This is a genomic window from Listeria booriae (assembly GCF_000766865.1).
Lineage (GTDB): Bacteria > Bacillota > Bacilli > Lactobacillales > Listeriaceae > Listeria_A > Listeria_A booriae.
In genome coordinates this window covers 14,893-40,066 of record NZ_JNFA01000024.1, presented here as the reverse complement: position 1 = coordinate 40,066, position 25,174 = coordinate 14,893, and the positions used below count along the sequence as shown (strand labels likewise).

Below are 25,174 nucleotides of genomic sequence, written 5' to 3'. Positions count from 1 at the left end.
ACGCTTTGCTCGCTGTTGCTATTCGTTTATCAGCTTGAACACCATTCGCACTCTTCTACATCAATATCGTTAGAGCGGACGTAATATGTTGTTTTCAAGCCCTCTTTCCATGCTTGTAAGTGAAGTTCTAGCAATTTGCTTGCTTTGATACCACTTGGCACGTAGAAGTTAAAGCTTAATGATTGATCGACGTGACGTTGACGGCGACCGTTTTGACGTACACTTGCGAATTGATCGACTTGGTACGCGCCTTTTCCGTAGTACGGATATGTTTTAAGCGATAAGTCCGGCGCAATCACGGGACGGCGGTAATCTTTCTTCTCTTCATAATAAAACGGGCTGAAAATTGGATCGATAGAAGCCGTTGAGCCTGCGATTTGAGCTGTACTCATGTTCGGTGCTACTGCTACAAGATAGGCGTTACGAATACCGTTTTGTGCGACGTCAGCTGCAAGTTCTTGCCATGCTTCCGATGTGTAGTCGCGACGTTCGAAATATTCGCCTGTATTCCAGTCACTGCCTTTAAATACGGAATACGCGCCTTTTTCTTTAGCTAATGCGGCACTTGCTTTAATAGTTAGGAAGTTGATTTGCTCATATAACTCATCGGCGAATGTTTCTGCTTCTTCGCTGTCCCAAGCAATATTTTTAAGGGCTAATAGATGATGCCATCCAAAAGTACCTAAACCGATAGAGCGGTATTTCTTATTTGTAATCGTTGCTTGTGGTACTGGTAGTTCGTTCAAGTCGATAACATTGTCTAACATGCGAACTTCAATGGCAATCAGGCGTTCCAATGTTTCTGGGTCTTCTGCAAGCACTGCACGACCTAAGTTCACGGAAGATAAGTTACATACAACGAAGTCTCCAGCTTGTTTCGTAATGACGATTTGGTCGCCACTAATCATTTCTTGAATCATGCGTGTCGGGCTCATGTTTTGCATGATTTCGGTACATAGATTACTTGAGTAAACCATGCCGGCATGTTTATTCGGGTTCATACGATTAACTTCATCGCGATAGAACATGAATGGATTTCCTGTTTCTAATTGACTCACCATGATGCGTTTCATAATATCGATAGCTTTGACAATTTTTTTGCTAACTGTTTCGTCCGCTACTAGTTCTTCGTATTTCTCACGGAAAGAACCGTCACCTTTTTGCTCGTCGTAGAAGTCTTGTAGGTACCAGCCTTTCTTCTCTTTGACTTCATGTGGGTCAAATAAGTACCAGTCGCCGCGGCGTTCTACTGTTTCCATGAATAGGTCAGGCATACAAACCGCTGTAAACACGTCATGGGCACGCAGACGTTGGTCACCGTTGTTTAAGCGAAGATCAAGGAATGCTTCAATATCTTTATGGAAAACGTCTAGGTAAACCGCAATGGCACCTTTACGTTGGCCTAACTGATCGACACTAACTGCCGTATTGTTTAATTGTTTAATCCACGGAACAACGCCGCCACTTGCGCCACGTACACCGCGAATTGCCGCGCCTGAGGAACGAACGTAACCAAGGTAAGCACCAACGCCGCCACCATGTTTACTTACACGTGCTACATCAGTATTGCTATCATAAATACCTTGCAAACTATCATCTACTGTATCAATGAAACAACTGGATAATTGACCGCCAACTTTACCAGCGTTTGCTAATGTCGGAGTGGCAACCGTCATATAAAGATTACTCAATGCCCAATAAGCCTCGCGCACTAAGTCCATCCGTTTTTCTTTCGGCTCATCTTGCATTAAATAAAGCGCAATCGTCAACCAACGTTCTTGTGGCAACTCATAGACGTTTCGCGCCTGATCTGTTGCTAAATAACGTGTTGCTAACAAATACAAACCATTATATGTGAACAGCTTATCTCTTTCTGGTTCAATCATTTCACCGGCTTTGATAAGTTCATCTTTTGAATAATTCTTTAAAATGCTTCCTGAGTAAATACCGCGTTCGCCAAGGCTTTCTTGTAAGCCAACATACGAACCATATTTATCATCATCATTATAGAAACGATTCTTACTCGCTTTCTTATATAACTTGTTCAAATAAAGACGTGCTGCAAACAATTCCCACGCTGGTAAATGAATATCTGTACGCGCTTCTGCTTCACGAATCAAGTAATCTACTAATTCATCCGCCGCATAATCTTCTTTCTTCTCAATAAATGTGAAAATCTTGCGTTTGTAGTCTTCCATCTCTAAAGCTGGAAATTCTGCATGAATCGTATCTAGATATCGGTTTAGTCGTTCTTTGTCGAAAGGTAGTTTGCGATTCCCTCCGTCTTTCACTATGTAAGTTGTCATTTGTTATCCCCATTTCTTCCATATATTCCAAGTTATACTCAGCTTCACTCATCTATCGAACCAGCCCATTCGGAACAAAAAAATTAACTTTTGCAAAAGTCTGATCCTTTGTAAAAGTTAAAATAGCAAATCGTGTTTTAACGGCTTTCGATACTATATATAGTATCTCTTTTTGAATGTGAATGCAAGATATAGTGCTTAGGGAATTTTTTAGCAATTCCTTAAAAGCGTTTGACAGCAAGGTTTTTCTATTAAAATTTTTATTTTTTTGGGAGATTTCCTTGTGAATAGACCTACATGAATTCACTATAAGTTGTGATATCAGGATGGGCTAACACAACATTTGGTGTCAAGTTTTTTCCTGATTTTTTTAATTCACAAACTCCATAAAAAACCGCTTAGCCAAGACTGAAATTTTTGACTAAGCGGTGTTTTTTACTGAATTCCTTTTGTGAAAATGTGTTTGCGGCGTGCATAAATGACGATAGACGCTGCGACTACTGCTTCTGAGAGTGGAATGGAGGCCCAAACACCCTCTGCTCCGAAGAACGGTGGCAATATAATGAGGAAAGCGACCATAAATAACATTTCGCGGGCCACTGTAATCCAAATCGCCATACCAACGCGATTGCTCGTTTGGAAATAAGTCATCATCACGAAGTTGAAGCCCATGAAAATGTAACCAGCAAAGAAAATACGGACAGCCATTGTCGCTAGATTGACAATCTCTGGACTGAAATCGCCGAACATCCGAACGATATGGTTCGCGCCGAAGAGGCCGATGATGAAGAATCCTAGCCCCGTTCCAATCGCTGTTTTAATCGCTAAACGGATAGTTGCTTGCTCGCGATCTTGTCTTTTTGCTCCGCGATAATAGCTAATAAGGGGTTGAATTGCCGAACTCATCCCTAAAAATAGCATCAGAATCACGCTATGTGTATAGTTTAAGACCGAGAACGCCGCGACACCAGCAGTTCCGGCAACAGCGGCAATCGCGATATTGTAACCCATTGTGAAGACGGATAATCCTAATTCAGATAGGAAACTCGGCATCCCGATAGAAAACGTTTTTGCGACTGATTTTTTCGTAAAGCGGAATTTCACGAATTTTAGGCGACTGCTCTTTTTGAAGAAATGGATGGAAAGTACGCCGATACCAACAGTCACAGCCATAATTGTTGCTCCTGCTGAACCGCTAACGCCCCAATCCAAAACAAATAGGAAATAATAGTTCAAAATGACATTCACGACTGCCGTTACAATCAGGGCAATCATCGCCAAGTTCGGATCCCCGTCATTACGCACGAAAATACTCAAAATATTTTCCACTGTAAAAGCAAAGCCGAACATTAATAATATCGTCATATAATCCATCACGTAAGGCAATGTTTCCGGATTCGCACCAAGCACGTTGGCAAGCGGCACCCGGAAAATAAACGCGATACCTGCTAATGTAATTGTAATTAAAAACACCATAATAATAGAACGAGTGAAGATGCGTTGCGCCTCAGGAATGTTCTTCTCACCTAGCGCGAACGAATACTGCGTGGCTCCGCCAATCCCAATCCAAAGCGAGATCGCCGTGAAAATCGAAAATACCGGCACAGCAATATTAATCCCAGCAAGCGCCACCCCACCGAGTCTATGTCCAACAAAAATCCCATCCGTCACAATGTTCACCGACATGAGCAACATCCCGACTAACGAAGGAATTAAATAGCGTAAAAACACCTTTCCAACTGAATCTGTTTCCATTCTTTGATCGATTTCTTTCATTTCTCTCACTTCCTAACCTAACGTTAATTAGTCAACTATACCATTTAACCATATTTATAGAAAAAATGCAACATGACAGCGAACATTGCAAAATTGTAAGGTTCCTCCCCTGTTTTGTTAGTTAGGAAGCGGGAACCCCGTCGCAAGCCACGTTATAATAAGAGTATCAAGTTAAGGAGCTGACAACTTATAAAAAAATTATTTATTTCACTCATTGTTATTATCGTAATTATTGGCGGCGCAATGCTGGCTATACGTTTTATAAATTTCAACCGACTAGGCGCAGATACATATTACGTGAAAATAACCCAAGATCCTAAAATAACAAGCGGACATGCAAGCGATGGCAGTGCTTATACCGACTACAACTACAATCTCCCAGGTTACAACAAAGACGGTAAAGAAAAAGACATGGAATTTATTGCACAGAAGAATTTACGAAAAGACGCGTATTTAGAAGTTTTCTGGAAAGAAGATAAAGGCGTTACCTCATATGAAGAAGTAAAAAAAGCGGACATTCCGAAAAAAGCCGCTGAGCAATTAAACTAAAAGATAGAGAGGTTGAGGAAAATGAAAAACAAAAAAGGATTGTTGCTTACACTAGCTGGATTACTTGTTGCAATATGCGTTATTTGTGAATACGCACTACCTTCAGACGCCGCAGCTAAAGCCTATTTCGTTAATGTCAACACAAACGGGGAAAAAGTCCAAAAAAACCAATTTTCAGGTTATAAATATACATTGAAATGCTACAAAAAAGACGGCAGTTCAGAAACACGTACGTTCTACTCCGCCAATAAATTAGCTAAGAATAAAAAGTTCAAGATTCACGTAGCGAATAATCAGCTTGTTTCTAATTATAAACAAGTGAAAGAACTGCCATCAACGATTCAGTATTATGCGGAGAAATAAGAGAATAACTAGTAGGAAGCTGTGTTAGTGCATGGCTTCTTTTTTTATTCAAGAACGCTTTTTCCAGCCTCGAATTCTTGTTTGCAAACGCTGGAATGCTAAAAACTGCTGGCGAGTGCGCTGAATTTTTTTATACCGCTTCGGATTTTTTCGGTAAAATTGTTGGTGGAAGTTCTCTGCTGGCCAAAAGGTCGTGGCTGGTTCGATTGCCGTCACAATGGGGCGCTTGTATTTACCGGATTCGGCTAGTTCTTGTTTCTCACGCTCGGCGATTTCACGTTGTTCTTCATCCATCACGAAAATAACCGGTCGATAATTACTACCCCGATCAGCCATTTGGCCATCGCTATCCGTTGGGTCTGTCAGTTGCCAATATAGTTCGACTAGCGCCTTGTAACTCCAAATCCTAGTATCGAAAATAATTTCAACGGCTTCTACATGCCCCGTATAGCCACCAAGCACTTGTTCATACGTTGGATTGTCCACATGACCACCAGTGTATCCCGATAAAACGGAGATGATTCCTTCTTTTGTCTCAAACGGCTCCACCATACACCAAAAACAGCCCCCAGCAAATATCGCGCGTGCTTGATATGGCGCATCTTCTTGGTAATGTTTGGACGTATCAAATGTGTTTTCAGCGGTGGCATTATCGGTAATTTTTAAATAAAAATCGGTGACGTCGGGAGTTAGGTTATTTCTTAGCGCAAGGGGGCGCAATTCTGCCTCTAGTTTTGCGATTTGGTTGTCGACATTCGCGCCGCTTTCGATTTGCGTTTTTGCAGTTTGCATTAAGGAACGTTCCCAGTCTCGGGTGCCTGGATGGAGAATGAGATTATAAAGGTCTCTCAGGACTTCTTCTTGGTTTTGCTTCATTTTAGGACCGTCCTTTCTTGGTGAAGATATCTTGCAGGATTTCGCCGACTTTTGGTGCGTCTTGTTCGTTTAGTCGTGCAAAAGTGAGACGGATGGCGCTTTCGTGGACGCCGAATAGGAACGCTGGCATGACTAGGAGTTTATGTTGTAAGAAAATATCGAAGTCGCGCATTTCCCATTTTTCATTTGGGAGTTGGCACCAGAGATGGAAACCGCCTGCGGGAATTGTATAGGTTACTTCTTTTGGTAAGGTGGCGATTAGTGCGTCGCGCCGTTTGGCCAATGTTTCGCGTAAGTTCGCAATGTGAGAAGTAAAAGCAATGTCGTTGAGCACGTGATTAGCGAGCACTTGTGGGAAAATGCTTAGCCCAAAATCCATTTCCTGTCTTGCTTCGGCTAGTCTTTTTACAACGGCTACTGGTCCTACAAGCCAGCCGATTCGGGTCGTTGAGCCCATCAGTTTTGATAGGGAGCCGATGTATAATACGTTATCTGGGTCGATTTTTTTGAGTGATTCGGGCTGTTCTTGTTCTTCGTCGAAATGAAGAAGGCTATATGGGTCGTCTTCTACGATGGGCACTTGCATTTTGGAACATAGCGCGACGAAATCGTGTCTTCTTTTCGTTTGCATCGTTAGGCTGGTTGGGTTTTGGAACGTTGGGTTTACGAATACCATTTTGATGCGGTGTTTTCGGTAGAGTTGTTCGAGTTCTGGTAGTTTCACGCCGGCGTCATCCATTGGTAATGCGTATATGCGCAGTCCTGCCGATTGAAAAAGGGATAATGCGTAAAAGTACGACGGGGCTTCAATGGCAATGGCGTCTCCGCTTTTTAGTAAGCATTGGGTAATTAAAAATAAGGCTTGTTGGGCGCCTGATGTGATGAAAATTTGATCTAGATTTGTTGGGATGTCATAGTTGTCTGCTAGCATTTTTTGGATAGTGGAGCGTAATGGTTTGTAGCCTGCGATGTCTTCTGAGCTTTCTTCGGATAGGAAGCTTTGCCAAGATAGTGCTGGTGTTGAGATTTTGGGGATGAGGTCTACGGGCAGTTCGCCGGATGCTAGGTCGATAATGTCTTGGGGTGCTTCGGTTTGGAGGCGTTTGATTTTGTCGAGATATGGCGTAGCTTGTAGGAATGCGCCTTGTGAGACGTAATGACGCCAGTTGGTTTTGCGGCCTGTGAAGACGCCCCATTTGTCTTCGCTGATTCTGGTACCACTGCCCTGTTTTCGGGTGACGATGCCGCGAGCGCTGAGTTCGTCGAGTGCACGGACGAGTGTGGAGCGATTGACTTGGAGTGTTGCTGCGAGCTCGCGTTCTGGGGGGAGTTTATCGCCGGGAAGTAGATTGCCGTCTTGGATGTGGGTTTCGATGAGGGCGATGATTTGCTGGTAGATTGGGTATTGGGTGGTTTTTGGGATTTGCCACATGGGTTTTGCCTCCTTTGTTGAAGCTCTTACGAAGCGTACTTTGCTGAGTTAGAGCTTCAATATGCATTAGAGCGAAGCGAAAATGTAATCCTTCCGTGGTTCTTACGACGCGAAACAATGTTTGTATCTTTTGGAAGAATGCTCGCCTGCTTAAATTGGTTTGATGCCAAATTTTTTTGGTTTGGTTACTTGTTCTGGGGGTGGTGGTTTTCTATGTTTTGTTGAGATTCTTATGAAGCGTCGTTTGCTGAATTAGAACCTCAATATGCATTAGAGCGAAGCGAAAATGTAATCCTTCAGCGGTTCTTATGACGCAAAACAATGTTTGGACCTTTTGGAAGAATGCTCCCCTGCTTAAATTGGTTTGATGCCAAATTTTTTTTGGTTTGGTTACTTGTTCTGGGGTTGGTGGTCTTTCTGTGTTTTGTTGAGGTTCTTATGAAGCGTCGTTTGCTGAATTAGAACCTCAATATGCATTAGAGCGAAGCGAAAATGTAATCCTTCAGCGGTTCTTATGACGCAAAACAATGTTTGGACCTTTTGGAAGAATACTCCCCTACTTAAATTGGTCTGGTGCCAGAATTTTTTTGGTTTAGTTACTTGTTCTCGGGTTGGTGGTCTTTCTGTGTCTGGTAATCATGTTTTTAAGGTATTCAATGTCTACGGTCTCTCATTCTTGTCTCGCGATCCAGCTTCAACAGCCAGCCCTTCGGAGCTTTCACAGCCTCCGCAAAAATCAAGAGAGGATTTTTACTGCGCCTGCTCCAAGCTCTTTCAGGGCTAAACGGGCTGTTTCAGCTTTTCATAATTGGACCACCTTTTCTCCCTCCAATTGGACGTTTCTTAAAAAGTGGTTATAGCTTAACATAGAATTTACAGAATGCCAAAGCAGAAGTTTTACATATGAAGGAGGAATCTTAAATGGAAAAACAAGTTGGTAGTGAGGTCGTTAAACGTGGGATGGCGCAAATGCAAAAGGGTGGCGTGATTATGGACGTTATCAATGCGGAACAGGCGAAAATTGCGGAGGAAGCTGGGGCTGTTGCTGTAATGGCTTTGGAACGGGTGCCTTCTGATATTCGGGCGGCTGGCGGGGTTGCTCGGATGGCTGATCCGGGTATTGTCGAGGAAGTCATGAACGCCGTTTCTATTCCGGTTATGGCTAAAGCGCGTATCGGGCACATCACGGAAGCTCGTGTGCTAGAAGCAATGGGCGTCGATTATATCGATGAAAGTGAAGTTTTAACGCCTGCTGATGATGAATTTCATTTGCTAAAAAGTGATTTTACTGTACCATTCGTATGTGGTTGTCGTGATTTAGGTGAAGCGCTTCGCAGGATCGGTGAAGGTGCTTCGATGCTTCGTACAAAAGGAGAACCTGGGACGGGAAATATCGTTGAGGCGGTTCGTCATATGCGTCAAGTCAACAGCCAAATCCGCAAAGTAAGCGCGATGAGCGATGATGAACTGATGACGGAAGCCAAAAATCTAGGCGCGCCATACGAACTTTTAAAAGAAATTAAAGCGCTTGGCAAATTGCCAGTTGTTAATTTTGCGGCTGGTGGTGTGGCTACTCCTGCAGATGCGGCGTTAATGATGGAACTTGGCGCGGACGGCGTGTTCGTCGGTTCTGGGATTTTCAAATCGGACAATCCGGCAAAATTCGCGAATGCCATCGTGCAAGCAACGACGTACTACACAGACTACGAACTCATCGGAAAACTGTCTAAAGAACTCGGTGCTCCAATGAAAGGCATCGAAATTTCACGCCTGAATCCTGAAGATCGTATGCAAGACCGAGGCTGGTAAGCATGAAAACTATTGGTGTTTTAGCGTTACAAGGCGCGGTTTCGGAGCATTTAAAAGCCATTGAAAGCGTTGGTGCTACTGGTGTTGCGGTAAAGCATCCTGATCAATTAGAACAGCTTGATGGGTTGATTATACCCGGCGGAGAAAGCACAACAATGCGTCGGCTAATGAAAAAATATGATCTCTTTGAAACATTACAAACCTTCGCAAAATCTGGAAAAGGTGTTTTTGGAACATGTGCTGGCTTAGTTTTAACGGCTCGTGCTATCGATGGCAGTCAAGATGAGACGCTTCAATTGATTGATACGACAGTCGTTCGAAACGGTTTTGGGAGACAAAAAGACAGTTTTGAGGCCATGATTGAGGTAAAAGGTATAGAAGGTCCGGCTTTTTCAGCAGTGTTTATTCGGGCTCCGTATATTTCTGCTACCGGTGAACAAGTCGAAATTTTAGCAAGTATTGATGATAAATGTGTCGCGGCAAGACAAGGAAAAACGCTTGTCACAGCTTTTCATCCTGAATTAACTGGGGACACGCGCTTGCTTGAATTATTTATTGACAGATTATAAATAAGTAAGAGATTGGTATGTCATAATGCCAGTCTCTTTTTTTCGAGAATGTCAAGATAGGAAGTAGAGGATTTTAGGATTAAACAGTGCGTTTTTTATATAATTCATTTAAAATATGTACACAATTTCACTATTGCGCTGACTCCTTTTTTTCGCTATCATTAAAGCAGTTAGAACTATAAAGCAAAAAAGGAGTACAATTATGAACTTACTGAAAAAGGGAGTGTCACTACTATTATTGCTAATTTTAGCTGTAGGATTAGTAGGATGCGGTAGTAAAGAAGAATCAAAAACATTTACAAGCGAACAAAACGGCATGAAGATGGAGTTGACCTACACGTACAAAGGCGACAAAGTGACAAAACAAACAACGAAAAACGTCATCCCTTATAAAACACTTGGCGTTTCAACAAAAGAAGATGCTGAAAAATCATTAAAAGCGTTATCTGATAAATATCAAGGAGTCAAAGGCCTAAAAGAAAGCCTGACATACAATGATGATAATGTTGTAGAAAGCGTCGAAGTGGACTATGAAAATGCTGACCTAGACAAATTAGCGAAGATTCCAGGTATGCTTATAAGTGGCAATACGAAAAAAGGAATCAGTATGAAGAAATCTCAGGAAGTACTTGAAAAACAAGGTTTTACAGAGAAGAAATAAATACAAAAAAAGCTGGGCCCTCGCGAATCGAATCGCACACGGGCACAGCTTCTTTATTTTCACTTATTCTGCTACTGCTTGAGCTGCAGTAATTAACGTTAAATTATACACATCTTTCGTGTTACATCCGCGTGAAAGGTCATTCACAGGTGCATTCAAACCTTGTAAAATCGGGCCAACTGCCTCAAAGTTACCTAAGCGTTGTGCAATTTTGTAGCCAATGTTCCCTGCTTCTAAACTTGGGAAAATGAAAACATTTGCGTCTCCTTTTAGTACGGAATCTGGTGCTTTGCTTGCTGCTACAGAAGGAACAAACGCTGCGTCAAATTGGAACTCGCCGTCTAATACTAAATCTGGTGCTTTTTCTTTTGCAAGTGCTGTTGCTTCCGCTACTTTTTCTGTTTCTGCTGATTTTGCGGAACCTTTTGTTGAGAAGCTAAGCATTGCTACGCGAGGATCAATGCCAAATACAGAAGCTGTTTGAGCGCTGACAATCGCATTTTCCGCCAAGTCTTGTGCTTCAGGTGCAATATTAATCGCAACATCACTGAAAACATATTTCTCATCATCGCGAACCATAATCATGGCGCCTGCTACTTTAGAAATACCTGGTTTTGTTTTGATAATTTGTAATGCTGGGCGAACTGTGTCTGCTGTTGAATGCGCCGCGCCACTTACAAGTCCGTCTGCTTTTCCAGTGTAAACCAACATCGTACCGAAATAGTTCGGATCTACAAGAATCTTACGAGCATCTTCTTCCGTTGCTTTTCCTTTACGACGTTCTACAAAAGCCGCTACCAATTCGTCAAAAAGAGGATCTGTCGCTGGTTCGTGAATTGCGATTCCGTCCAATGATACTTGCAATTCTTTCGCAGTTGCCGCAATCGCTTCTTTATCCCCCAATAAAATCGGTGTTACAATACCGTCTTTCAAAAGTTCTGCCGCCGCACCAACAATACGCGCATCTTCGCCTTCTGGTAATACGATTCGTAAATTCTTCCCAGTTACTTGCGCTTTTAACGTTGTAAATAAATCACTCATAGTTTCTTTTTCCTCCAATGGATAATAATATACTACTTACATTCTACTACGAAAATCTGTACTTGAATAGTATTTCAAATCAGTTATAACAGTTTTAAAAATTCTCATTTTGTATTAGTACAAGTAAGACGATAGCTTTGTAGCGCTCCACTAAAACAGTAATACAGAAATAATAAAAAATAATAGTACAGTTTATCGTTCTGCATTCATCAGCTGGTCTAGTTCCTCATCTTCTAACGCGCGATACTCGCCTAGTTCAAGCGCCTCATCCAGCATAATCGGTCCCATTTTTAGCCGTTTCAAATAAATTACCTTCTTATCCACGGCTTCAAACATCCGCTTAACTTGGTGAAACTTCCCTTCTTGAATCGTGATTTCAATTTCTGATGCGCCATTTTCTGCTTTTAAAATAACTAATGTTGCGGGTTTGCACGTGTAATTATCCGAAATCGTCACACCTTCTTGAAAAATTGCGATGTCTTCGTTTGTGACTATCCCTTCGATTTCCGCAAAATATGTCTTGTCCACGTGTTTCTTCGGAGATAATAAATCATGCGCCAACACGCCGTCATTTGTAATGAGCAGCAGGCCTTCTGTATCTTTATCCAAACGCCCTACTGGGAAAACTTTTTTCGCACGATCTTGAGGTTCTAATAAATCAATGACCGTCTCGTCCCAATTATCTTCTGTGGCACTGACAACGCCTGGCGGTTTATTCAACATGAGGTATATAAATTCTTCGTAGTGTACGGATTCGCCGTGAACTTCGATGCGATCTGTGTTTTCATTTACTTGGAATTTGGCTTCTTTTTTGCGGACATCGTTTACTGTGACAGCACCTGTTTTCAATAATTGCTTGACTTCGGTCCGGCTGCCGAAACCGCTATTGGCTAGTAATTTATCGAGTCTCATTGTTTTTTGCGTCTCCCCTCGTTTCTTCTATAACTTTATTCTAACGGTTCATTCGCGTTCTGACAATTGGATTGCAGGATTTTGCTTTTCGGGTGGGGAGATTTGTGCTACAATGAGAATGAGAATCATTATACATAAGAACGGAGGCTTTACGCATGGAAAAACAGCTAAATGAAGTGGCCATCGGGGAATTTGCGACCATCACCAAGCTAGATGTAACGAACCCAATGCTTGAAAAACGGCTTTTAGCGCTTGGTTGTAAAGCGGGTTGTGAAGTTTGTATCAAACAAAAGGGTTTATTTGGTGGACCTTGTACATTTGAAACGAAAGGGCAGTACATTAGCATCCGAAACTGTGATGCATGTGCCATCAAGGTAGAAATGCAATGACAACGATTTGTTTACTTGGAAATCCGAATACAGGAAAAACATCGCTTTTTAACGCGCTCACTGGCTCTTATGAAACCGTTGGGAATTGGAGCGGTGTAACCGTTGAGAAAAAACTAGGCACGCTTCGCAAAAATGCTGGGAAATTGATTGATTTGCCGGGTATTTATGATTTGAGTCCTATTTCTCGTGATGAGACGGTTGTGACTCGTTTTTTGTTGGAAGAGTCGTTTGATGCGATTTTAAATATTATCGATGCCTCGCAAATTGAGCGGAATTTGCAGTTGACGGTTCAGCTATTAGAATACGGGGCGCCTGTTGTGATGGGACTGAACATGGTGGATGTGGCCGCTGGTCGTGGTGTGCGGATTAATATTCCTGCGATTGCGCGGAAGCTACGCATTCCAGTGTTGCCTGTTGTTGCGAGAACTGGCAAAGGTGCAGACGATGTGTTGACGGCAATTACAGAAGATCAGGTGGCGTCAGCGCGCGGGCTTGTTTTGCCTTACGGTACACATGTGGAAGATGCCATTGCTGCTTTTTCTAAATTGATTGCGTTTGTACCTGCTAAACAAAAACGATGGTTTAGCGTTCAGTTTTTAAGCGGAAATGAGGCCGTTCAGCCGTATTTAGTGCAATATGGTATTTTAGATGAGGCGTTAGCGATTCGGGAAGGTTTGGCCACAGAATTAGCTGTTCCATTATCTCAGCATTTTTACGCGGTTCGGGAGGCTTTTATCGAGGATCTGTGTTTGCAGTCGGTGGAATATACGAAGCAACACAATATGCCGCTTTCGGATAAACTTGATCGCATTTTCACACATCCTTGGCTAGGGATTCCGCTATTTTTATGCGTGATGTACTTGATTTTTCAGGTGACGTTCACTTGGATTGGCGTGCCGCTTTCGGATATGTTGGATGGTTTCTTCGGCGGCACGTTATCGGATTGGGTTACTGCCGGACTCAGCTTTATCGGCGCTTCACAATTTATTATTGATTTAGTTGTGAACGGGATTATTGCAGGAGTCGGCGGTGTGCTCGTCTTTATTCCGCAGATTTTAGTGTTATTTTTCTTTATTTCGCTGTTGGAAGATTCGGGTTACATGGCGCGGATTGCTGTCGTAATGGACCGAGTGATGGAGTTTTTTGGATTAAATGGGAAGGCTTTTATTCCGATGATTATCGGGTTTGGCTGTAATGTGCCTGGGATTATGGCGGCACGGTCGATTGAAGAGTCGAAAGAGCGAACATTGACCATTCTTGTGACACCGTTTATGTCTTGTTCCGCACGATTGCCGGTGTACGCCCTTTTTGCAGGTGTTTTCTTCCCACATAATCAGGCGCTTATCGTCTTGTCTTTCTATCTCATCGGCATTATTCTCGCGCTACTCGTAACAAAAATTTTATCCGTGACTTTGCTTAAAAAGGAAAATTCGGTTTTTGTTATTGAGCTTCCGCCTTATCGTGCGCCGTCATTGCGAACTTTGTGGCGTAGCACATGGGAGAAAGGCAAAGGATTTCTGCGCAAAGCTGGGACATTTATTTTTGCCGGTTCGGTGATTATTTGGTTACTTAATTATACAGGTCCTGCAGGTATTGATGTTCCGATGGGTGAGAGTTTCCTTGCGATGATTGGTGGCTTTATTGCTCCGATTTTGGCACCACTCGGCTTTGGGACTTGGCAAGCTGGTGCGACGTTGATTCCGGGATTTTTGGCGAAAGAAGTCATTATTTCAACGATGTCGATTATTTATTCAGTGAAAGAAAGTACGCTTGCCGCTGTCGTTAGTACGCATTATACCCCACTTTCGGCTTATTGTTTTATGTTGTTTATTTTGCTGTACATTCCGTGCTTGGCAACGGTCGCAGCCATTCGAAAAGAAGTTCTGTCATTTAAGTGGACGGCGTTTTCAGTCGTTTATCCACTCGTGACAGCATATGTAATAACCTTACTCGTCTATCAAATCGGTTCATTATTCATATAAAGGAGGCGCTTGATTTGGTAAATTTCATTATTGGTGGACTAATTTTTGGCTATGCGGCCTATGCGCTCGTTAAATACATTCGTAAAAGTAAACAAGGCAAGTGTGGCGGCTGTGACTTAGAAAAGTCTTGCGATCACGAAACACAACAATAAAAAAAAGTCTAGAATTGCGACGAACTCATCGCTGTTTCTAGACTTTTTTTTCACATTACAAAGAAAAAAGATAGCCTGCATAAAAGCAAACTACCTCTTCTCCGTCTACAGCACCTAACTAATAAGAAAGGTGGTGCGGGATAGCAAAACGCTCATCCCTTAATCTGATACCATTGTAGCATTAAATTTGGTAGATGTCAACTAGACGATTGATTGCAGATTGAAAACGAGAGATGTATTTATTATCTTGAAATAAGTCCTCCACATGCTGAAATTCTTGCTTGAAAACTACAAAATCCTTATATCTGTTCCTTCTCATTCCATCACCACAAACCAAAGCGTGTAAGTCCATTAACGCAAAAATCTGCGCCACTTTATAAATTTGGATTTCCTCATTGGTAAACCCTTTTCGTTTGGCATTCGTATAAATTGGCTTACTTATATGATGGTTGTTATTCCTTAAATTGAAGATGATTGGGCGATTATGGGCACATTCGTTTCGCAACATCGATGTATACCTAATACCGTTCCTCATCTTTTTTAGCTTTGTATTCCTAGGCTTGGCATTAGATAAATAGACAATAAACGGTTTTAATTTACTCATCGTCATAATTTCTAACACAACCCAGACAGGCGGCTTCTCATAGTATTTCTGAAAACCATCGATAAATTTCAATTTGCCTTTGTCATAAAATCGGACGCTGCTAAATATCGCATTTTTGAATTCAGTTGCGTTTCTTTGTGTACTAAAAATATGCTGTACAATGTCGTATCCATCTTCATCAGGGTCATTTGTAATCAGGCGCAACAGGTAGGTTTTTATCGAGTGTTCGATATCCAAACAATATTGGAGCAGCAAATACCTTAATTTCATATCGAGTCTTGCAAGCTCCTGCAACTGCCTAAAGTCAATGTTATACCTGCCCTCGAAATCTTTATGAAAATTCTTTCGGAAAGCGCCAATTTTGAAGAAATAGTTGGAATTAGAAAGAAAATCTTTTGCTTCTGTTTCCGTTACTCGGTCAAAATGGATGCCGAGGTCTTTCATTTTCTCGATTAGTTCGTCAAAGGTCAACAAGGGTTTTACGGATATATGCATATTACATCTAGCCTTTCTATATAATATATATCCCCCAGATGTACCATTATTGTACACTAAAGCGCCGGGATAAGCCATTATTTAGCTATTCCCAGCGCCTTTTTATTATTCGTTAAAATAGACTACTTTACCTTCTTCACCTGCTTCAAAAATGGCCTCAATTAGGCGCAATACGCGGTGAACTTCTTCGTTTTTGACGATAGGTTCTGCTGTGCCGTTTAGAACTGCTACAAAATTATCGTAAAAACCTGCCATGTCTGGGGCTACTTGCACAATGGGGCTTCTTGTTGTGGATTCTTCGGACGGTGGTGCCATTGTTTTGGTGAGGCCTTGACCGGCTTGAATTGGTTTTGGTTCTACTTTTGCGACGGTGCGGTCTGGTGCGATAATTTCGCCGCTTAAATCCCAATCTTGAATGACCGCGGTGCCTTCTGTGCCTTTAACATACCAGCGTGGTAGTTTCACATAGTTCGTCGTTCCTACTTCGATTAAGGCTGTTGTGCCATTTTCAAAAGTGATGAAGCTTGTGAAACCGTCATCGACCTCGTCACCGAGAATGAAACTGAGGTTTGCAGATACAGTCTTGATTCGGCTGTCTGTCATGAATAAAAGCTGGTCCAGCAAGTGAACGCCCCAATCAAGTACCATTCCGCCGCCCTGTGCTTTCAAATGACGCCAATCACCGGGGATACCGTTTGCGCCTTGGACGCGGGACTCGACGTGAAAAACATTACCGATTTGCGCTTCTTTTTGTACCATATCACGGACAATGAGGAAATCGCTGTCCCAACGACGGTTTTGGTGTACCATGAATGTCTTGTTTTCTTTTTTTGCTACGGCTAAAATGGCTTCTAAATCTGCGCTCGTAATCGTGACCGGTTTTTCGCAAACGACGTTCTTCCCAGCTTCTAGAGCCTGAATCGCGAGGTCTTTATGGCTGTCGTTTGGAGTTGCAATCAATACTGCATCTACCGCTTCATCGGCCAAAACGGCTTCAAAACTCGGATAAGTCTGCAAGCCTTTTTCTTTAGCGACTTGTAACCGTGCTTCGGCAATGTCATACACGCCAGTAACGGTAATGCCTTCTGCTGCACCAACTAACTCCACGTGATATGTTCCCATACCGCCAAAACCAACAATAACCAGGTTTTTCATTTCTATCAACCTTTCCCTAGACCCACCAAATGTCTAGCGGTTCATCTTTGATTAAAATACTTTGTAAATTCGTCACGGCGCGTTGGAATCCTTCGTCGATAGTCATTAATGGATCTTCATGCTCAATGCTGACAACGTAATCATAGCCGTACGTGCGTAGTGCACTCATCATATCGGACCATTCTTTCACATCATGACCACATCCGACAGAGCGGAAAGTCCATGCTCGTGTTTGTACGTCGCCATATGGCTGCATGTCTAACAAGCCGTAACGATTAATATTGTCTTGATCTAAATACGTGTCTTTGGCGTGGAAATGGTGGATTGCTCCTTCTTTTCCGAGAATTTTAATCGCGCCAACTGGATCAATTCCTTGCCACCATAAATGACTCGGGTCAAGATTCGCGCCAATTGCTGGGCTTGTCGCCGCACGTAACGCTAGTAATGTATGTGGCGTGTGGACTAAGAAACCGCCATGAAGCTCGATACCAATTTTGACATCGTATTCTTCTGCTAAATGACCAATTTCTTTCCAATATGGAATCAGTTTTTCTTCCCATTGCCATTTCTTGATGTCGCTATATACGTTCGGCCAAGGCGCTACTGGCCAGTTTGGAGCTTTCGCATCTTCACTGTCACCCGCTGTCCCTGAGAACGTATTAACGACTGGAACACCCATCATAGAAGCCAATCGAATCGTTTTTCGCAAAATTTCATCGGAAGCTTTTGCTTCTTCTGGATCTGGCGAAATCGGATTATCATGGCAACTAAACGCACTAATAATCAAGCCACGATCTTCAAATTTCTTCAAATAAGCTAAGCGTGCTTCTTCACTTTCAAGTAGTTCGTCAGTTGGGCAATGATGGTTGCCAGGATTTCCACCTGTTCCAATTTCTACTGCGCCAAGACCTGCTGCTGCTACTTTATCCAACATTTCTTCCAAACTTAAATTTGCAAATAATGGGGTAAAAACACCTAATCTCATCTTATTTTCCTCCGATCTTTTCTAGGGCTTCTGCGTTTCCATATTTCGGGTATGTCCAAGACGTTGGCGCACACCAGTTGACACCGTTCGTAATGACTTTTTGAATCGCTTCGTTATGGTATGTTGGGTATGTTTCGTGGCCTGGCTGGAAGTAGAAAATCTTGCCGTTACCGCGTTTATACGTTGCGCCACTACGGAATACGTGCCCACCTTCAAACCAGCTAATGAAAATCAATTCTTCTGGAGCTGGAATATCGAAGTGTTCGCCATACATTTCTTCTTTTTCCAATTCGATATATTCCGAAATGCCATCTGTAATCGGGTGATTCGGCGCCACAACCCATAGCCGCTCCTTCTCATCCGCTTCACGCCACTTCAAATCACAACTCGTGCCCATCAGTTTCATGAAAATTTTAGACATATGACCCGAATGCAAAACAACCAAACCCATGCCTTCCAAAATTCGTTTATGCACCCGGTTCACAATGGCATCATCTACCGCATCGTGCGCCATATGACCCCACCAAACAAGGACATCTGTCTCTGCCAAAACGGCTTCTGTGAGTCCATGTTCTGGTTCATCTAGCGTCGCTGTTTTCACATCAAGACCTGATGCCGTCAAGAATTTAGCGATTTGACCGTGAATCCCATCTGGGTAAATCGCGGCAACCTCTTCGCTTTCCTTCTCATGACGAAATTCATTCCAAACTGTTACTTTTGTCATCACTTTTCCACCAGCTTTCTTAGATTTAAAAGCCCAATTTTGACACTTTCAAGCGGGTCTTTATCGAAGGCTTCTTGTTCAATTACAAGCCATTTCACACCGCTTTGCTCCGCCAATTCTGCGAAGCGCTTAATAGCGAGTACGCCGTTACCGATTTCCGTACTTTCCACCGGATCGCGTTTCATATCTTTCAAGTGCACCAGTGGCATCCGATCTGCCCAACGTTGCATATACGTCACAACATCAACGCCCGCATGATGCACCCAATAAGTATCCAATTCTACTTCTAAACCATACACACCAGCCAACAACACGTCCAAAATATAATCATTGCCCAGCTTTTCAAATTCATGTGCATGATTATGATATACAAAATGAAGTCCCGCGGCACGTACTTTTTCGGCGATAATACGCAATGTTTTCGCGAATTCTAGCCATTCTGCCTCCGTCTCAAAATCTGCCCACGGACAAATGAGATATTCATTACCGAGCTCCTGCTCAAACGCAATGACCGCATCCAGTTTGTCCCGAAAATCTTCGTAAGGAATATGTGAACCCGCAACAGCTAGGCCAAGCTCCGCCAATTTCGCCCTCAGTTCTGCCGCTGATTTACCGTAATATCCCGCGAACTCCACGCCGTCATAGCCCATTTCCGCTACTTGTTCGAGCGTCCCGAAGAAATCTTCCTGGCACGCATCCTGCACACTCCACAACTGAAGCGCTATCGGTTTTGCCATTTTAAAGACTCCTCTCAATTAAAAAATACTGGTTTTCCGGTTTGTGAAGATTCGTAAATTGCCTCTAAAATTTGCGTCACAACAAGTGCTTGCTCTGGTTTTACAACAGGGTCTGTGTCGTTCAAAATACTATCAATCCATTGCTGTGCCTCAAGTTCTGCCGGATCATCACCAGTGCCATCGTAAAAATCAACGCCGCCTGCTTCTAACTGGATTTGTTTTTCATACATTTGGCTATGTGATTCACCGTTGATGCGCAATCCGTTCTCCATATCCGCGCCGCCTTCTGTCCCGCAAAGCGCCGTCATTGCTTCACCGACATCCAGTGTATTAAGCGCCCAGCTTGATTCCAACACAATTGTTGCGCCATTTTCCATCGTGATAAAACCAAATGCAGAATCCTCTACTGTAAATTTCGAAGGGTCCCAAGGTCCCCAAGCGTTCGCAGCATTTTCACGTTGCGATAACTTATGATACGCGTTTCCAACAACGTATTTCGGTTTGTAATTGTCCATCATCCATAACGTTAAATCAAGTGCGTGTGTACCGATGTCAATTAGTGGACCGCCGCCTTGTGCTTCTTCATCTAAGAACACGCCCCAAGTTGGCACGGCACGACGACGGATTGCTTTTGCCTTCGCGTAATAAATTTCGCCTAGCTCATTGTTAGCGCATACTTCTTGCAAGAACTGTGAATCTTTTCTGAAACGGTTTTGATAGCCAATCGTTAATTTCTTGCCTGTTTTCTTACTAGCGTCAATCATTGACTGTGCCTCTTCGGTTGATTTCGCCATTGGTTTCTCGCACATCACATGTTTGCCAGCTTCCATCGCGGCAATTGAAATTTCTGCGTGCGAAATATTTGGCGTACAAACATGAATCACATCAATCGTTTTATCCGCCAACAACTCTTTATAATCCGTGTATACGCTTGCATTAGCATCACCAAAATCCGCTTTTGCTTTCACCGCACGTTCTTCTACAATATCACAAAATGCTACCATTTCTGCTTCGGCAACACTCTTTAAACTCGGCATATGTTTCCCATTTGCAATACCGCCACAACCAATAATTCCAATTTTTAAAGTCATAAGAAAACCTCCATTTGTTTTATTATCTCCATGATACAAAACAAACCGAGGTTTTTCTTCCTAATTTCTTGCTTATTTATTCCCGAATATTGTCCTCCTATATTTCAGCGGCGACACACCCATTGCCCGTTTAAAAGCATGGTGAAATGTCTTCACGCTACTAAAACCCGCCAGCTCAGCTACTTCTGTCACCGGGGTTTCCTCATTTAACAATATCCATTTTGCCTTGCTTAACCGATAATCATTCACAAAAGTCATAAAAGTAATCCCCATATTGCGCTTGAAAAGCTTCGTAAAATAGTACGAACTAAAGCCAACATGATCCGCGACCTGTTGCAGCGTAATCGTTTCTTGATAATGATCTTCCACATACGCAAAAATCTGCTGTAATTTCTCCAACGTGTCTTGCGATTTGCTCGTCATATCTTCTGCCACATCACGCACCTGCTTTGGAACCTCGCGATCAAGCACTGCCAGCATTTCATACAGCTTCGCCTTCACCACATAGCGATAGCCCTCACGGCGCGCGAAACTCTCTTCATGAATCACTTGCAAAAGACCAGCAACCCGTTTCGCCACATCCGCATCCCAATCATTACTTGCGGGAACGACTTCCAAAAACAAATCGCGCAATCGTTTGCCTTCTACTTCCGTCAATGAAAATTCTTGAAAAACCGATAAATCAAACTGCAGCACAATCCGTTCACTATTCGGCGATGCCAGGAAATAATGCACATCCCCGCCATTAATCACATAAATTTCGCCCTCAGCCATCTGAATCGGCACATCATTCACGCCCAAATTCAGCCGACCTTGCGTCACATAAATCAGCTCAATCTCCTTATGCCAATGCGGATAAACAATGACTCCGCCCTCATTCGTAAAACTCCGCATCGGAAAATCGCGGTCCAGCGCCGGAAACTCTAAATAAAGTCCCACGCCTCACGCCGCCTCATTCATATGCGCAATTTGAATCAAATTACCGCACGTATCATCAAAAATCGCGACCGTGACAGGACCGTGCGCCATTGGTTCTTGCTTAAAAACAACGCCAAGCTCCCGCAAGCGTTCATGTTCCGCGTACACATCGTCCACCGCAAAAGACATAAACGGAATCCCTTGCGCGTAAATCGACGACTTAAACGGGCCAACCGCAGGATTATCATCCGGTTCCAGCGACAACTCCACGCCGTCCGGTTCTTCTTTTGACACGACCGTAATCCAGCGAAACGCGTCCGACACAGGGAAATCCGAGCGCTTCTTAAACCCTAAAATCTCCGTATAAAATCGCAGCGCCTTCTCTTGATCATCCACAAAAATACTCGTGACATTAATTCTCATTCTAGCTTCCTCCTCACGTTAAGTACGGATTCGTTGCCTTCTCATGACCAATCGTTGTCGCATCTCCGTGCCCCGCGTACACAGGCATCTCATCCGGTAGCACAAGCAACTGCGTCGTAATACTTTCAATCAACGTATCGAAGTCCCCCGTATACAAATCCGAACGACCAATGCTACCTTTAAATAACGCGTCCCCAACCACTACAAAATCATCAAAAATAAAGCTTACACTACCAATTGAGTGACCCGGCGTTGGCACCACGCGAAACGTAATTCCTTCTATATTATAATCACGAATCTCAAACTCGTTCTCCGCAGGCACACAGATAATTTCCTTATTGCTATACTGCGACATCCCAACCGAGCCGTTCAATTCAGGATTGCCAAGCCATTCTTGCTCTAGCGGACTCACATAAACCGGCACCTGATAATGCGCCCGAATTTCCTCTAGCGCTCCGATATGATCATAATGACAATGCGTCAATAAAATCGCGACGGGCTTTGTTCCCGTTTCCTCCACTTGGGCAATAATATTTTCCGCATCACTTCCTGGATCTACAATAAGACAATGTTTTTCATCATAAATTACGTAACAATTCTCCTGCAACAATCCCGTTGCTAAACCACTAATTTTCACCATCGAATACGCCACCTTTTTCTTCTTGTTTCTTAAAGTATAGCGCAAACGAAAAAATTAACCAAGGAGGAGCACTGCAATGCTTCATAATTGACCGCTATGTATTAAAAAGTACGCCTCCATGATGCGGAAAAACGTACTTTTACGACTCAGATGTTCGCCATGTATTTTTCTAAACCTTGCATAATCGAAAATTGTGGTCGGTAGCCTAGTTGTGTTATTTTTTCAATGGAGGCGTAAGAATATTTAATATCTCCTGCGCGTGCTTCATCGTAAGCTACTGGAATCATCGTGTCTAGCAAAGTTTCATAGGCCGAAATAATGTCACGAAGCGAGTGCTTCTCGCCAGAACCGATGTTAAACGCGTTGGCCTGGCTTTCAGCTTTCGTGCCAAGCAGGATCAGACCTTGCACAATATCTTCGACGAACACAAAATCACGCACTTGTTCTCCGTCTCCAAATACACGAAATAACCCAGCTTTCCCTTGTTTCACTTGTCGCGCTACTTCCGTTAAAATCGATAACACTCCTGAGTACGGTGATGCTGGATTCTGGCGGGGGCCATATACATTAAAAAACCGCGCGACTGCGACATTTAAGCCGTATAAATGTCCATAAGATGTTACATATTTCTCGGATGCATATTTATCAATCCCGTACGGCGTAATAGGATCAATCACCGACGCTTCTGTTTTTGGCAATGTTGGTTCTGCGCCATACACCGCGGCAGATGATGCAAAAATAAATTTACGCACCGTTTTTTCTTGGGCGCGAGCTGCTTCTAATAAATAGATTGTGGCCTCCATATTCACTTGGTGCGTCGCTAATGGCTGCTGAACTGATTCTGCAACACTGGCAACCGCGGCCAAATGATAAATATAATCAAACGAAAACGCGCGAAATAAGTTCGCAATATCAGTTTCATAATGCACATTTCCTTTAACAAACTGCACGTTTTTCTGATTCGGAATATTCTCAAGATGCCCCGTGCTTAAATTATCGAAAACAACAACGTTATTCGCCTCTTTTTTGGCTAATGCTTCTACTAAATGGCTTCCTATAAAGCCCGCTCCGCCTGTTACTAAAATCGTGTTCATTACTAGCATGCCTCCTCGTTTAAATGTGGGAAATGGAATCGGTTAAAAATCATACGGTCGATATTTTTGGCGCAACTGGTTTTGGGCGTTAGCTCGAGCAAGAATTTCTTCTTTAAAGAAAAGGGTAGCGCCATCTTTCTTTATTTTTGTAATTTTATCTCGGTGAATGAGAGAATAGAAATTTTGTTTGGAGATGCGTAAAATCGCGAGTGCCTCTGTGGTTGAAAGGAAATAGTTGTCCAATAGTTGGCGCTGCTCTTTTCGATTGAGATTTAGCATGACTCACCACGCCCCGTCCTGCATTAAAGCGATATTTAAATGGTGAATATCAAATTCTGCGACTACTTTTTGGCGGGCATTGGTTACAATCTGCGCTCTTTGGTCTTCTGTTAAGTTTAGATAGTCCATAATGGCGCGTCCGAGTGCCTCCGCGTCTCTTTCTGGAACAAGAAAGCCAGATTCACCGTGTGTGACTAACTCTGGAATACCGCTATGCACCGTCGAAATCACAGGTTTTCCTTGTGCCATTGCTTCCATCAGCGACACTGGAATCCCCTCCATATCCCCATCTTGTGCAACCACGCTCGGTAAAATGAAAATATCACTCGCACCAAATCGTTCTTTCACCTGCGCTTGATCTAAAAAGCCGTGGAACTGGACTTGGTTTTGAAGTCCTTGTTGCTTCACCATTTCTTCTAAAGACGCGCGATCTTCCCCGTCTCCAACGATGTGCAATATGGTATCTATCCCGTGTTTCTGCAACATCTGGACGGCATGAATCGCATCCGAAATTCCTTTTTTCTCTGTCAAACGTGCTACGAGTAGTAACTGTAGCGTTGGTTGAATCGCTTTTAGTGACTGCATCTGGAAAGCTTGCGTATCAATGCCCATGTGATGCACACTTATCTTTTCTTTGTCTGCACCTAACTGGATTAATCGTTGCGCCCAGAAATCACTAATTGGTAGTAGCGTTGTATCTGAACTAAATAAAAACTTGTAAAAAGTGGTTCCTTTTTGCTGGATTGTCCGCGTCACATCGTAGCCATGGAAAAACGTTACTAGCTTGCCGGATAATATCCCTTGATCTTGTAAAATACTTGCGACTAAGCCAACATTGCCATAATGCGCAATAATGAGATCAAAATCGTGTGCCGGTACTTTTTGGGCCACTAAAATGGGTTGTAGCGAGTTTGTAATCGCGCCGTACTTTTTCTTATTGAGCAGTTTTGCAGTACGGATTGGTGCTTTTATGCCGCAAGCAATGCCTTGAAAGACGCGTTTTCGTTTATTGTCAGGTAAATCGACATATACTACTTTGTCTAGTAACTGATAAGCCGTCACATCCGCGTGCATCTGTGTTGTATTTCCTCTTTTTAGCGCTAAAATCGTGACTTCATGGCCTAAATCAATCGCTCCTGTTATTTGGTTTAAAATAAATGTTTCGGAAAGCGTCGGAAACTCTGTTACAAAAAACAAAACTTGTTTACACAT

At 43.0% G+C, this 25,174-nt stretch carries 26 protein-coding genes; 8 read left to right on the top strand and 18 right to left on the bottom strand.

All coding sequences use genetic code 11. The features are described 5' to 3' along the window. Window positions 1-29: 29 nt before the first annotated feature. Window positions 30-2,306, bottom strand: a complete 2,277-nt coding sequence (locus tag EP57_RS09885; protein ID WP_036086313.1) for a ribonucleoside-diphosphate reductase subunit alpha — start codon at window positions 2,304-2,306, stop codon at window positions 30-32. A 435-nt stretch (window positions 2,307-2,741) separates the two neighbouring features. Beyond that, complete coding sequence (locus EP57_RS09880) at window positions 2,742-4,082, bottom strand: MATE family efflux transporter (protein ID WP_036086311.1); 1,341 nt, start codon at window positions 4,080-4,082, stop codon at window positions 2,742-2,744. Window positions 4,083-4,271: 189 nt separating this feature from the next. Here EP57_RS09880 and EP57_RS09875 point away from each other — a divergent pair, with 189 nt between their 5' ends. Both EP57_RS09875 and EP57_RS09870 read left to right on the top strand, forming a co-directional pair. Next, complete coding sequence (locus tag EP57_RS09875; RefSeq protein WP_036086309.1) at window positions 4,272-4,631, top strand: YxeA family protein; 360 nt, start codon at window positions 4,272-4,274, stop codon at window positions 4,629-4,631. Between the two features lie 21 nt (window positions 4,632-4,652). After that, entirely contained in the window at window positions 4,653-4,994 is a 342-nt protein-coding gene (locus tag EP57_RS09870; protein ID WP_036086306.1) for a YxeA family protein, read from the top strand. 48 nt (window positions 4,995-5,042) lie between these two features. Here the strand turns inward: EP57_RS09870 and msrA are convergent, their stop codons facing one another. Together msrA and EP57_RS09860 are read right to left on the bottom strand one after the other, a co-directional pair. Further along, window positions 5,043-5,870: a peptide-methionine (S)-S-oxide reductase MsrA gene (gene msrA / locus EP57_RS17320; protein ID WP_036086304.1), complete on the bottom strand. Its 828-nt coding sequence runs from the start codon at window positions 5,868-5,870 to the stop codon at window positions 5,043-5,045. Window position 5,871: 1 nt separating this feature from the next. Then, window positions 5,872-7,302 (bottom strand): aminotransferase-like domain-containing protein, encoded by a 1,431-nt coding sequence (locus EP57_RS09860; protein ID WP_036086302.1) that lies wholly within the window; start codon window positions 7,300-7,302, stop codon window positions 5,872-5,874. 921 nt (window positions 7,303-8,223) lie between these two features. On the opposite strand from EP57_RS09860, the gene pdxS reads away from it, so the two are divergent. The 3 genes from pdxS to EP57_RS09845 all read left to right on the top strand — a co-directional run bounded on the left by pdxS (window position 8,224) and on the right by EP57_RS09845 (window position 10,341). Next, entirely contained in the window at window positions 8,224-9,111 is an 888-nt protein-coding gene (gene pdxS, locus EP57_RS09855) for a pyridoxal 5'-phosphate synthase lyase subunit PdxS (protein WP_036086300.1), read from the top strand. Between the two features lie 2 nt (window positions 9,112-9,113). Next, window positions 9,114-9,680: a pyridoxal 5'-phosphate synthase glutaminase subunit PdxT gene (gene pdxT / locus EP57_RS09850; protein ID WP_036086297.1), complete on the top strand. Its 567-nt coding sequence runs from the start codon at window positions 9,114-9,116 to the stop codon at window positions 9,678-9,680. 202 nt (window positions 9,681-9,882) lie between these two features. Further along, the gene (locus EP57_RS09845; protein ID WP_036086295.1) at window positions 9,883-10,341 is read left to right on the top strand and encodes a YehR family lipoprotein; all 459 of its coding nucleotides are present in this window, start codon (window positions 9,883-9,885) and stop codon (window positions 10,339-10,341) included. 63 nt (window positions 10,342-10,404) lie between these two features. Here the strand turns inward: EP57_RS09845 and pta are convergent, their stop codons facing one another. Further along, entirely contained in the window at window positions 10,405-11,382 is a 978-nt protein-coding gene (gene pta / locus EP57_RS09840) for a phosphate acetyltransferase (protein WP_036086293.1), read from the bottom strand. A 192-nt stretch (window positions 11,383-11,574) separates the two neighbouring features. Further along, window positions 11,575-12,294, bottom strand: a complete 720-nt coding sequence (locus EP57_RS09835) for a pseudouridine synthase (protein ID WP_036086290.1) — start codon at window positions 12,292-12,294, stop codon at window positions 11,575-11,577. A 155-nt stretch (window positions 12,295-12,449) separates the two neighbouring features. Here EP57_RS09835 and EP57_RS09830 point away from each other — a divergent pair, with 155 nt between their 5' ends. From EP57_RS09830 to EP57_RS16665, 3 genes are read left to right on the top strand one after another with little or no spacing between them, the layout of a single operon-like run. Beyond that, a complete protein-coding gene (locus EP57_RS09830; protein WP_036086289.1) occupies window positions 12,450-12,683 on the top strand; it encodes a FeoA family protein in 234 nt (77 codons plus the stop codon). Beyond that, on the top strand, window positions 12,680-14,665 hold the full coding sequence (gene feoB / locus EP57_RS09825; protein ID WP_036086288.1) for a ferrous iron transport protein B: 1,986 nt from the start codon (window positions 12,680-12,682) through the stop codon (window positions 14,663-14,665). Before EP57_RS09830 ends, feoB begins: the two co-directional genes overlap by 4 nt. A 14-nt stretch (window positions 14,666-14,679) precedes the next feature. Further along, window positions 14,680-14,817 (top strand): FeoB-associated Cys-rich membrane protein, encoded by a 138-nt coding sequence (locus EP57_RS16665; protein WP_077916830.1) that lies wholly within the window; start codon window positions 14,680-14,682, stop codon window positions 14,815-14,817. A gap of 181 nt (window positions 14,818-14,998) precedes the next feature. On the opposite strand, the gene EP57_RS09820 is transcribed toward EP57_RS16665, so the two are convergent. The 12 genes from EP57_RS09820 to EP57_RS09765 all read right to left on the bottom strand — a co-directional run bounded on the left by EP57_RS09820 (window position 14,999) and on the right by EP57_RS09765 (window position 25,174). Then, complete coding sequence (locus EP57_RS09820; RefSeq protein ID WP_052167634.1) at window positions 14,999-15,994, bottom strand: Abi family protein; 996 nt, start codon at window positions 15,992-15,994, stop codon at window positions 14,999-15,001. A 27-nt stretch (window positions 15,995-16,021) separates the two neighbouring features. After that, window positions 16,022-17,077 carry a Gfo/Idh/MocA family protein gene (locus EP57_RS09815; RefSeq protein ID WP_036086755.1) on the bottom strand — a complete coding sequence of 352 codons (1,056 nt, stop codon included), beginning with the start codon at window positions 17,075-17,077 and terminating at the stop codon, window positions 16,022-16,024. Between the two features lie 10 nt (window positions 17,078-17,087). After that, window positions 17,088-18,056 (bottom strand): sugar phosphate isomerase/epimerase family protein, encoded by a 969-nt coding sequence (locus EP57_RS09810; protein WP_036086287.1) that lies wholly within the window; start codon window positions 18,054-18,056, stop codon window positions 17,088-17,090. 1 nt (window position 18,057) lies between these two features. Next, window positions 18,058-18,780: a ThuA domain-containing protein gene (locus EP57_RS09805; protein ID WP_036086286.1), complete on the bottom strand. Its 723-nt coding sequence runs from the start codon at window positions 18,778-18,780 to the stop codon at window positions 18,058-18,060. Next, window positions 18,780-19,517 carry a sugar phosphate isomerase/epimerase family protein gene (locus EP57_RS09800; RefSeq protein ID WP_036086285.1) on the bottom strand — a complete coding sequence of 246 codons (738 nt, stop codon included), beginning with the start codon at window positions 19,515-19,517 and terminating at the stop codon, window positions 18,780-18,782. Before EP57_RS09800 ends, EP57_RS09805 begins: the two co-directional genes overlap by 1 nt. 14 nt (window positions 19,518-19,531) lie before the next feature. Next, on the bottom strand, window positions 19,532-20,608 hold the full coding sequence (locus EP57_RS09795; RefSeq protein ID WP_036086284.1) for a Gfo/Idh/MocA family protein: 1,077 nt from the start codon (window positions 20,606-20,608) through the stop codon (window positions 19,532-19,534). A 72-nt stretch (window positions 20,609-20,680) separates the two neighbouring features. Further along, on the bottom strand, window positions 20,681-21,502 hold the full coding sequence (locus tag EP57_RS09790) for an AraC family transcriptional regulator (RefSeq protein WP_221629990.1): 822 nt from the start codon (window positions 21,500-21,502) through the stop codon (window positions 20,681-20,683). A gap of 48 nt (window positions 21,503-21,550) precedes the next feature. Further along, complete coding sequence (locus EP57_RS09785; protein WP_036086282.1) at window positions 21,551-21,949, bottom strand: VOC family protein; 399 nt, start codon at window positions 21,947-21,949, stop codon at window positions 21,551-21,553. Window positions 21,950-21,962: 13 nt separating this feature from the next. After that, a complete protein-coding gene (locus EP57_RS09780) occupies window positions 21,963-22,589 on the bottom strand; it encodes an MBL fold metallo-hydrolase (RefSeq protein ID WP_036086281.1) in 627 nt (208 codons plus the stop codon). Between the two features lie 146 nt (window positions 22,590-22,735). Then, a complete protein-coding gene (locus tag EP57_RS09775) occupies window positions 22,736-23,683 on the bottom strand; it encodes an NAD-dependent epimerase/dehydratase family protein (RefSeq protein WP_036086279.1) in 948 nt (315 codons plus the stop codon). A 42-nt stretch (window positions 23,684-23,725) separates the two neighbouring features. Next, window positions 23,726-23,962 (bottom strand): helix-turn-helix domain-containing protein, encoded by a 237-nt coding sequence (locus EP57_RS09770; protein WP_036086275.1) that lies wholly within the window; start codon window positions 23,960-23,962, stop codon window positions 23,726-23,728. Between the two features lie 3 nt (window positions 23,963-23,965). Then, a complete protein-coding gene (locus EP57_RS09765; RefSeq protein ID WP_036086272.1) occupies window positions 23,966-25,174 on the bottom strand; it encodes a glycosyltransferase in 1,209 nt (402 codons plus the stop codon).

Coding starts and splice junctions, on each gene's coding strand:
- EP57_RS09830 (WP_036086289.1), top strand. CDS start 12,450: ATGGAAAAACAGCTAAATGAAGTGGCCATCGGGGAATTTGCGACCATC.
- pta (WP_036086293.1), bottom strand. CDS start 11,382: ATGAGTGATTTATTTACAACGTTAAAAGCGCAAGTAACTGGGAAGAAT.
- EP57_RS09845 (WP_036086295.1), top strand. CDS start 9,883: ATGAACTTACTGAAAAAGGGAGTGTCACTACTATTATTGCTAATTTTA.
- EP57_RS09775 (WP_036086279.1), bottom strand. CDS start 23,683: ATGAACACGATTTTAGTAACAGGCGGAGCGGGCTTTATAGGAAGCCAT.
- EP57_RS09860 (WP_036086302.1), bottom strand. CDS start 7,302: ATGTGGCAAATCCCAAAAACCACCCAATACCCAATCTACCAGCAAATC.
- EP57_RS09810 (WP_036086287.1), bottom strand. CDS start 18,056: ATGAGATTAGGTGTTTTTACCCCATTATTTGCAAATTTAAGTTTGGAA.
- EP57_RS09820 (WP_052167634.1), bottom strand. CDS start 15,994: ATGGCTTATCCCGGCGCTTTAGTGTACAATAATGGTACATCTGGGGGA.
- pdxS (WP_036086300.1), top strand. CDS start 8,224: ATGGAAAAACAAGTTGGTAGTGAGGTCGTTAAACGTGGGATGGCGCAA.
- EP57_RS09790 (WP_221629990.1), bottom strand. CDS start 21,502: ATGCGGAGTTTTACGAATGAGGGCGGAGTCATTGTTTATCCGCATTGG.
- EP57_RS09880 (WP_036086311.1), bottom strand. CDS start 4,082: ATGAAAGAAATCGATCAAAGAATGGAAACAGATTCAGTTGGAAAGGTG.
- pdxT (WP_036086297.1), top strand. CDS start 9,114: ATGAAAACTATTGGTGTTTTAGCGTTACAAGGCGCGGTTTCGGAGCAT.
- EP57_RS09805 (WP_036086286.1), bottom strand. CDS start 18,780: ATGACAAAAGTAACAGTTTGGAATGAATTTCGTCATGAGAAGGAAAGC.
- EP57_RS09785 (WP_036086282.1), bottom strand. CDS start 21,949: ATGAGAATTAATGTCACGAGTATTTTTGTGGATGATCAAGAGAAGGCG.
- EP57_RS09765 (WP_036086272.1), bottom strand. CDS start 25,174: ATGTGTAAACAAGTTTTGTTTTTTGTAACAGAGTTTCCGACGCTTTCC.
- feoB (WP_036086288.1), top strand. CDS start 12,680: ATGACAACGATTTGTTTACTTGGAAATCCGAATACAGGAAAAACATCG.
- EP57_RS09870 (WP_036086306.1), top strand. CDS start 4,653: ATGAAAAACAAAAAAGGATTGTTGCTTACACTAGCTGGATTACTTGTT.
- EP57_RS09780 (WP_036086281.1), bottom strand. CDS start 22,589: ATGGTGAAAATTAGTGGTTTAGCAACGGGATTGTTGCAGGAGAATTGT.
- EP57_RS09835 (WP_036086290.1), bottom strand. CDS start 12,294: ATGAGACTCGATAAATTACTAGCCAATAGCGGTTTCGGCAGCCGGACC.
- EP57_RS09800 (WP_036086285.1), bottom strand. CDS start 19,517: ATGGCAAAACCGATAGCGCTTCAGTTGTGGAGTGTGCAGGATGCGTGC.
- EP57_RS09770 (WP_036086275.1), bottom strand. CDS start 23,962: ATGCTAAATCTCAATCGAAAAGAGCAGCGCCAACTATTGGACAACTAT.
- EP57_RS09885 (WP_036086313.1), bottom strand. CDS start 2,306: ATGACAACTTACATAGTGAAAGACGGAGGGAATCGCAAACTACCTTTC.
- msrA (WP_036086304.1), bottom strand. CDS start 5,870: ATGAAGCAAAACCAAGAAGAAGTCCTGAGAGACCTTTATAATCTCATT.
- EP57_RS09795 (WP_036086284.1), bottom strand. CDS start 20,608: ATGACTTTAAAAATTGGAATTATTGGTTGTGGCGGTATTGCAAATGGG.